The sequence below is a fragment of the Aminicella lysinilytica genome, from assembly GCF_004362975.1.
In the GTDB taxonomy this organism is placed as follows: Bacteria; Bacillota; Clostridia; order Peptostreptococcales; family Anaerovoracaceae; genus Aminicella; species Aminicella lysinilytica.
Genome location: NZ_SNXO01000066.1, coordinates 1 through 1,810, shown reverse-complemented (window position 1 = coordinate 1,810; position 1,810 = coordinate 1). Strand labels below are relative to the sequence as shown.

At 43.5% G+C, this 1,810-nt stretch carries 1 protein-coding gene; it reads left to right on the top strand.

Annotation, left to right across the window (positions count from 1 at the left end; all coding sequences use genetic code 11):
• The coding region (locus EV211_RS10790; RefSeq protein ID WP_166635449.1) for an MBG domain-containing protein at positions 1 to 1,648 on the top strand (1,648 nt) is incomplete at its 5' end.
• Positions 1,649 to 1,810: the final 162 nt, after the last annotated feature.

Genomic DNA, 1,810 nt, shown 5'->3' with positions numbered 1-1,810 from the left:
AGAAGGAACACTGAAAGTAACAGACCGTAAAGAAGCTTATGATATCACAGTTAAGGCAAAGAGCGACAGTGCTACATATGACGGAAAAGAGCATAGTGTAAGTGGATTTAAGACAACAAAGTTTACAGTTGAAGGACACGAGTACACAGTAGAAGGTCTCAGCGCATCTGCAAAGGGAACTAACGCTGGTACATACGCATCAAAGGTAGAAGGAACTGCAAAAGTTCTGGATGCTGCTGGAAATGATGTGACAAAGCAGTTCAGCATAAATACAATCGATGGAAAGCTGACGATCAACAAGAAAGCACTCGAGATCACAGTGACCGGAAACAGCGCCACAAAGACATATACTGGAAAAGAGCAGAGTGTTGAAGGATTCAGTACGAGCACATTGCCTGAGAATGTAAAGGTGGATCTGGCAGCAGGAAAGACAGCGAAAGCTGCAGGTACAAATGCCGGTACATATGACATGAAGCTGACGAAGGAAGATCTCGTAGTGAGCGGAGCAGACAATTATGATGTAACGCTCAAGGTAGTCGATGGAAAGCTGACGATCAACAAGAAAGCACTCGAGATCACAGTGACCGGAAACAGCATAGAAAAGCCATATAGCGGAGAAGAGCAGAGCGTAGAAGGATACAAGACCAGCGAACTTCCAAGTGGAGTAAGCATAGATCTGGCATCAGGAAGCAATGCGAAAGCTACAGGTAAAAATGTTGGCACATACAACATGAACCTGGCGAAGAAAGATTTCGTAGTGAGCGGAGCAGACAATTATGATGTAACGCTCAAGGTAGTCGATGGAAAACTGACGATCAACAAGGCAAAATTGGCTGCTACTGTAACAGGAAACAACGATAGCAAGGTATTCAACAATACTGAGCAGAGTGTTGAAGGCTACAAAGTTACTGGTTTACCTGCAGATTTGGAAGGCGTTAGCATTTCATTGAAAGTTGAAAGACAGGCTATAGCTAAGGGAACTGAAGTTGGAACATATAACATGGATCTGACGAAAAATGATTTTGAAGCTACTGGAGAAAATGCTAAGAATTATGATGTAGACATCACTGTTGTTGATGGATATCTCGTAATCACACCAGTCCCGTATGTCCCGCCTGTAGTTCAGGATACTACTTACAACGTAGTAGCTAATTACTACACAAGCAAGGACCAGGGTAAGACTTATACTCAGGACAATACTTCCACAGTAGAAGTCAAGACAGCTACTACAGTCAAGGTAGGAGATGCTCTGACGGTAACACCGGAAGACGCATGGGCAATGTACGATGGAAACAAGTATTTCATCGATGCTGAGAAATCAGAAATGACTAAGACAGCTGTACTGGATGCAGCAAGCAATACGTTGACACTGAATTACTATCGTAATACGGGATCAGATGATAACAACGGCGATAACAATAATAAAGACGATGGTGATAATAACAACAACGGTGGAAACGGTGGAAATGGCGGAAACGGATCAAGCTCCGATAATCCGTCCAACAACAATTCAGCTGGACCTGATACAGGCGACAGCAATGATCTGGGATTCTGGGCTGGAATCTGCGGAGCATCAGGAGTACTCCTTGCAGGATTATACTTCGGAATGCGCAGAAGAGAAAACAGCGACAGTGAATCAGAGAATTAGTTTGAAAACTAAATAACGATTATCAAAATTCTCCCTCGTGGCCTTCGGGTTGCGGGGGGTTATTTTTGGGTATCCAAAGTTATTTGGGGTTTCTCCAAAATAATTTGGGGGCCAGAACTGGGGAATATCCAAAAACTCCAAAGTTATTTGGGGGCTGGAGTT